This window comes from Trebonia sp., assembly GCF_049794275.1.
In the GTDB taxonomy this organism is placed as follows: Bacteria; Actinomycetota; Actinomycetes; order Streptosporangiales; family Streptosporangiaceae; genus Trebonia.
In genome coordinates, this window is the sequence record NZ_JBARCR010001186.1 from 1 (window position 1) to 6,248 (window position 6,248).

At 69.5% G+C, this 6,248-nt stretch carries 9 protein-coding genes; all 9 read right to left on the bottom strand.

What is annotated here, in order from left to right:
• On the bottom strand, positions 1-1,070 hold a 1,070-nt coding region (locus tag WA805_RS29280; RefSeq protein ID WP_425243940.1), incomplete at its 3' end, for a chromosome segregation SMC family protein.
• A gap of 331 nt (positions 1,071-1,401) precedes the next feature.
• Entirely contained in the window at positions 1,402-1,596 is a 195-nt protein-coding gene (locus WA805_RS29285) for a hypothetical protein (protein WP_422276383.1), read from the bottom strand.
• A 218-nt stretch (positions 1,597-1,814) separates the two neighbouring features.
• The gene (gene mutM, locus WA805_RS29290) at positions 1,815-2,747 is read right to left on the bottom strand and encodes a bifunctional DNA-formamidopyrimidine glycosylase/DNA-(apurinic or apyrimidinic site) lyase (protein WP_424559197.1); all 933 of its coding nucleotides are present in this window, start codon (positions 2,745-2,747) and stop codon (positions 1,815-1,817) included.
• Between the two features lie 31 nt (positions 2,748-2,778).
• The gene (gene rnc, locus WA805_RS29295) at positions 2,779-3,465 is read right to left on the bottom strand and encodes a ribonuclease III (protein ID WP_422280352.1); all 687 of its coding nucleotides are present in this window, start codon (positions 3,463-3,465) and stop codon (positions 2,779-2,781) included.
• Between the two features lie 82 nt (positions 3,466-3,547).
• Entirely contained in the window at positions 3,548-3,724 is a 177-nt protein-coding gene (gene rpmF / locus WA805_RS29300; protein ID WP_422280342.1) for a 50S ribosomal protein L32, read from the bottom strand.
• 13 nt (positions 3,725-3,737) lie between these two features.
• A complete protein-coding gene (locus tag WA805_RS29305) occupies positions 3,738-4,253 on the bottom strand; it encodes a YceD family protein (protein WP_424559199.1) in 516 nt (171 codons plus the stop codon).
• Positions 4,254-4,475: 222 nt separating this feature from the next.
• Positions 4,476-4,955, bottom strand: coding sequence for a pantetheine-phosphate adenylyltransferase (gene coaD / locus WA805_RS29310; RefSeq protein WP_422280346.1), 480 nt, complete (start codon positions 4,953-4,955; stop codon positions 4,476-4,478).
• A 14-nt stretch (positions 4,956-4,969) separates the two neighbouring features.
• Complete coding sequence (rsmD, locus tag WA805_RS29315) at positions 4,970-5,542, bottom strand: 16S rRNA (guanine(966)-N(2))-methyltransferase RsmD (RefSeq protein WP_422290867.1); 573 nt, start codon at positions 5,540-5,542, stop codon at positions 4,970-4,972.
• Positions 5,543-5,561: 19 nt separating this feature from the next.
• Positions 5,562-6,248: helicase-related protein (locus tag WA805_RS29320; protein WP_425243941.1), on the bottom strand; the 687-nt coding region annotated here is incomplete at its 5' end.

Below are 6,248 nucleotides of genomic sequence, written 5' to 3' on the forward strand. Positions count from 1 at the left end.
GCGGAGAGCGCCTCGCGCCCGGCGGCGAGCCGTTCGGTCAGGCCCGCTTCCTCGTCGCGCAGTTCAGCCGCCTGCCGTTCGAGTTCGTCCGGGTCGCGGCCGGGCCGGTCCGGTTCCGGGTCGGCGGACAGCAGCCGGACCCGTTCTGTGGCCAGGCCGGCGATGCCGCGCAGCCGCTCGGTGAGCGAGGACAGCGCGAACCAGGTCTGCTGCGCCTGGCTCAACTCGGCCGCCTGCGCCGCCGCGGCGGTGTCGAGTTCGGCTTCCTGCCCGCGAGCGGCGGCCAGGTCTCGTTCCAGCGTCTCGCGGCGAGCACGGATCGCGGCCTCGCCGGCCGCCTCGCGCGCCTCTTCGTCCCGCAGCGTGACGTAGTCGTCGGCGAGCAGGCGGAGCCTGGCGTCGCGCAGGTCGGCCTGGATGGTGGCCGCCTTGCGGGCGACCTCGGCCTGCCTGCCCAGCGGCTTCAGGCGCCGGTTGAGCTCCGCGGTGAGGTCGACGAGCCTGGTCAGGTTGGCCTGCATCGCCTCAAGCTTGCGCAGCGCCTTCTCCTTGCGCTTGCGGTGCTTGAGGACGCCCGCCGCCTCCTCGATGATCGCGCGCCTCGCCTCGGGCCCGGCGTGCAGGATCTGGTCGAGCTGGCCCTGGCCGACGATGACGTGCATCTCGCGGCCGAGCCCGCTGTCGGAGAGCAGGTCCTGCACGTCCAGCAGGCGGCAGCTGTCGCCGTTGATGGCGTACTCGCTCTGGCCGGAGCGGAACATCAGCCGGCTGATCGTCACCTCGGCGTAGTCGATCGGCAGGGCGCCGTCGGTGTTGTCGATGGTGAGCGCGACCTCGGCGCGGCCGAGCGGGGCGCGGGAGGTGGTGCCGGCGAAGACGACGTCTTCCATCTTGCCGCCGCGCAGGCTCTTGGCGCCCTGTTCGCCCATCACCCAGGAGAGCGCGTCGACGATGTTGGACTTGCCAGAGCCGTTAGGGCCGACGACACAGGTGATCCCCGGCTCGAGGCGCAGCGTGGTGGCCGAGGCGAACGACTTGAAGCCGCGCAGGGTGAGGGACTTCAGGTACACGAACCCTCTCCTCCCCCGGGATCCGCCTGTCGAACGGCTGCCATCGCGAACACTACCGCGTGTCCGGGATTAGCCGCGGGGAACGGCGCGGCATCGGGAAATTCTCTTGAACAACAGGCGTCTACCGCCGGACACCAGGGTAAAAGGAGCACACCACGTCACACGCGTTTAGTGCTTGGGAGTGTGTTTCTTGCCACAGGAGGCGAACGAGCATCTGAATGACAGGGACAACGAAGAGGGACGCCGGGAGGCGTCCCTGGTTCGTTGTTGTACGGTTGTGCCGTGTCGCACCCGCGGTGTCGTGCGGGCTAAGCGGAGCTCCCTGAGATCGTCAGGTGAGCGCCGGCTCGCGATCCAGAACGAGCACGTCATCCTCGTGACCGCCGCCAGCTGCAAGCGCGTCGTTCTCTTCCTGGAGCCGCATAAGCTCGGCTTCCAGGTCGCGAACACGCTGCTGGAGACGGCGCATCTCGGAGATCATGCGCGGATCTGCACCGCCGACGTGGCCGAATAGAGCCTTCGCCATGGTTAAAGGTCCTCCACACTGAGTGACCAGAGTGGGTACACGTGCAATGCGCACGCCGATGCGTGCAACCAAACAGTTATAGGGTCTCACCCTGGCCTTTTGTGGTCAAGCCAAGGCGCACCCGAGTACCCGTTATGTCAGGATCATACCAAAGATGCCTTGCCTCGACAAACCAAACCACCACATTTTGGGGTTGGTGCGCGTCGTGCGCATGGGCGTCACGGGTGCGCGCGGCGAGGACGCGGCTGGCAGTGCGGGCAGCTGTAGGACGAGCGGTTCATGAACGCGTCGCGGCGGATCGGGGTGCCGCAGCGGCTGCACGGCTCGCCTTCCCTGCCGTAGGCCTGCAGTGACCGGTCGAAGTAGCCGCTCTCGCCGTTGACGTTCACGTAGAGAGTGTCGAAGGACGTTCCGCCCGCACGCAGGGCCTCGGACAGCACTTCGCGGACGGCTCCCAGCAGCCGGGCGACCTCACCGCGCTTTAGAGTTTCCGTCGGCCGGGCCCAGTGCAGCCGGGCGCGCCACAGCGCCTCGTCGGCGTAGATGTTCCCGACGCCGCTGATTAGCGACTGGTCAAGCAGCGCCCGCTTGACGCCCGTGTGGCGGCGGGTCAGCCTGGCGGCGAAATCGCCGTCGTCAAACGCGGCTTCCATCGGGTCAGGCGCGATGTGCGCGATCGGCGCCGGTAGCTCTCGCGTCTCCCCCGGGCCCAGGGGGGATATGGGGGGACGGATCCCCCCATGCGCAGGGGGGGTCTGGGGGGGATCGCTCCCCCCGAGGGGGCACAGCATGAGGTGACCGAAAGTGCGCTGGTCGGTGAAGCGCAGGTCGGAGCCGCCGTCGGTGAACGTGAACCGCGCCCGCACGTGCGGTGACAGCGGGCGGTCGGGGTCGCCGACCAGCAGCTGCCCGCTCATCCCCAGGTGCGCGAGCAGCGCCTCGTCGTCGTCGAGCGCGAGCCAGAGGTACTTGCCGCGGCGTTCGGCGCGCTTGACCGTCCGGCCAGCCATGGCCGCGGTGAAGCCCGCGGGCCCGGCGAGGTCGCGGCGCACCACGCGCGGATGCAGCACCTGGACGTCGGCGACCGTCCGGCCGACGACGTGGCGTTCAAGGCCGGCGCGGACGGTCTCGACCTCTGGTAGTTCTGGCATGCGTTACTGGGTCCTGTGCTGTTCGCCGTCGTTACCCGGCGGATTCTGGCGTCGCGGGGGGCCCGCTCTCGGCGGTGATCGTCTCCCACGCCGCCTCGGCGGCCAGCTGCTCCGCGGCCTTCTTCGAGCGGCCTTCGCCCGCGCCGAGTTCCCTGCTGCCCACTCGCACCACGGCGCGGAACAGCTTCTGGTGGTCAGGACCGCTGTCCTTGACCACGTACTCGGGCACGCCAAGGCCGCGCAGGGCGGTCAGCTCCTGCAGCGAGGTCTTCCAGTCAAGGCCCGCGCCGAGCAGCGCCGAACGCTCGATCACCGGGTCGAAAAGCCGGTGCACCAGCGCGCTCGCCGCGTCAAGACCGCAGTCGATGTACGTCGCGCCGATCACCGCTTCGAGCGTGTCGGCGAGGATAGACGGCTTGTCCCTGCCGCCGGTGCCCTCTTCGCCGCGGCCCAGCCTGATGTACCCGCCGAGCTGGAGTTCCCGCGCCACCTCAGCGAGCGCGCCCATCTGCACCACCGCGGCGCGCAGCTTCGCCAGATGCCCTTCGGGCAGGGTGGGATGCCCCTTGAACAGCGTGTCCGTCACCACGAGCCCGAGCACCGAGTCGCCGAGGAACTCGAGCCGCTCGTTGGTCGGCAGGCCGCCGTTCTCGTACGCGTACGAACGGTGAGTGAGCGCACGCTCAAGCGTGGCGGCGGTGATCAGCACGCCGAGCATCGATCTCAGCTCGGCAGGATCTCTCGCCTCCGTACCGTCCCCGTCGTTACGTCTACCGCTCACCTGCATTCCCCAAGCAGGCTCAGGCCGGCTCGATGACCTGCCGCCGCCGGTAAGTGCCGCAGGTCGGGCAGGCGGCGTGCGGCAGCTTCGGGCTGTGGCACTGCGGGCAGGCCACCAGTGTCGGCGCGGACGTCTTCCACTGCGCGCGCCGCGAACGCGTGTTGCTGCGCGACATCCGCCGCTTGGGAACAGCCACTTCTGCTCTCCTGTCAGTCTTCTGCTCGATCGGTAATATCAAGTCGGCGAAGCGGGCCCCAGCGGGGGTCCACGTCCGCCGCGTGCCCGTGCTGCGGGCCCGCGTCGGCGAGCCGCGCGCCGCATTCGGCGCACAGCCCTGGGCAGTCTTCCTGGCACAACGGTGAAAGCGGAAACGCGAGCACCACTGCGTCACGGAACGCCGGTTCCAGGTCAAGCCGGTCACCGTCGAGGAAGCGTTCCTCGTCGGCCTCGTCTTCACCCGGGTCCGGCAGGTAACGGTACAGCTCCTGGAAGCTGACCTCCATGCTGGAGGTCAGCGGGTCCAGGCACCGCGCGCACTCGCCTGTCAGCGGGACGATTGCCGAGCCGGTGACGAGCACCCCCTCGGTTACCGCCTCGAACCGCAGGCCAAGAGCAACTTCCGCACCGACTGGCACCGAGGCTAGCCCCGATCCGAGACCGTCAGGCGCGTGCGCCATCCGTGTCTCGTCCCGGGCAGAACCAGGCTGCCGGCCGAGCGGCCGCATGTCGAACACGAAGTCACCGCTGCCACGGCCATGGCCGGCGGGAACTCGCGTTCCCGAGTCTGAGCCCTGGCCGTGCGCACCGGGCACTCCGCGCGCGACGGATTTTCCTTTTGTGTTAGACATCGCAGTTTACCGTGTAGTCAATGGGTGAGCCGACCGTTTAGCCTACCGGCGGCCCGCTCTATTCCCAACTCGGCGGCGCCGCGGCGGGCCGGGCCCCCGCTACTCCTCGGCGAGCCTGGTGTGCAGCCGGTCCAGCACGATCTCTGGGACCAGGCCACTGACGTCGCCGCCGTACTTGGCGATCTCCTTGACCAGGCTGGAGCTCAGGAACGAGTACAGCGGGTTAGTGGTCATGAACAGCGTCTCGACCTTCGCCAGCCGGTAGTTCATCTGCGCCATCTGCATCTCGTACTCGAAGTCCGTGACCGCGCGGAGCCCCTTGACCACCGCCGTGATGCCGTTCGCCGCGCAGAAGTCGACCAGCAGCCCGTGGAAGCGCTCGATCCGCACGTTGCCGTATCCCTTGGTGACCTCGGTCAGCATGTCGATCCGCTCGTCCACGCTGAAGAGGCTGTGCTTGGTGATGTTGATGAGCACGGCGACGATGACCTCGTCGTACAGGCCCGCGGTTCTGCTGATGATGTCGAGGTGACCGTTCGTGACCGGATCGAACGAACCAGGACATACCACTCGGTGCACTCGGTCCTCACTCCTCAAGCGCCATCGCCATGCCAGCCATACCAAAAGGTGGCCTCACCGTATCTTCGCGACTTTCCCGGCAGGTAGCCGGGGGGCCACTCCAGGGCTCCTGACCGGGTGGCGCGCTCCACCACGACCAGCGCGCCGTCGGCCAGCCAGCCGCCGGCGAGCAGTGTCAGCATCCGCGTGACCTCGTCCGCGGTCATGGCGTACGGCGGGTCGGCGAAGACCAGGTCGTAGCGCTCGGCCGGCCCTGGCGGCCGGCCGAGCAGGCGTTCGGCCCGGTCGGTGACCACCGTCGCGCCGGGGATGCCGATCGCCGCCACGTTCGCCTTGATCACCGCGGCCGTGCGGGCATCGGACTCCACGAGCAGCACCTGCCCGGCCCCCCGGGACAGCGCTTCGAGACCCACCGCGCCGGAACCGGCGTACAGGTCGAGCACCCGCTTTCCGGTCAGGGAGCCGAGTTCGGACTGGACCGAGGAGAACAGCCCCTCCCTGGCCCGGTCGCTCGTGGGCCTGGTCGACGTGCCGCGCGGGACGGCTAGCCTGCGCCCGCCGGCCGTGCCGCCGATGACCCGTGTCATGCTCCCAGTGTGTCCCAGGTCAGGCCTTGTCGAGGAACTCGACGCGCTGCGGGCCGAGCAGGTCGTCGATCGCCTCCCTGAGCGCGGGATGGCCCGCCAGCTGCGGGTCGGCCTCGACGACCGCCGACGCCTCCTGCCTGGCGAACGCGATCAGCTCCTCGTCGGCCAGCAGCCGCAGCATCTTCAGGCTGCTGCGCCGGCCCGCCTGCGTGGCGCCGAGCACATCACCTTCCCTGCGCTGCTCCAGGTCGAGCCTGGACAGCCGGAACCCGTCGGATGTCGCCGCCACGGCGTCCAGCCGTTCCCTTGACGGGCTGTCCTCCGGGGCGTCGGTAACCAGCAGGCACAGCCCGGCCGCCACGCCCCGGCCCACCCGGCCGCGCAGCTGGTGCAGCTGAGACACGCCGAAGCGCTCGGCGTCCATCACGACCATGGCCGTCGCGTTGGGCACGTCGACGCCGACCTCGATCACCGTGGTGGCGACCAGCACGTCGATCTCCCCTGCCGTGAACGCGGTCATCACCCGGTCCTTCTCGTCCGGGTTCAGCCGCCCGTGCAGGATGCCGAGCCGCAGCCCGGCCAGCGGCCCGCCCTCCAGCGCCGGGGCGACCTCGAGAACCGCCAGCGGCGGCCGGCGGGCGGTGAAGTCGGCGTCCGCGTCGTCGGCCGCGACCCCGCCGTCGTCCCCGGCCGCTTCGCCCGGCGC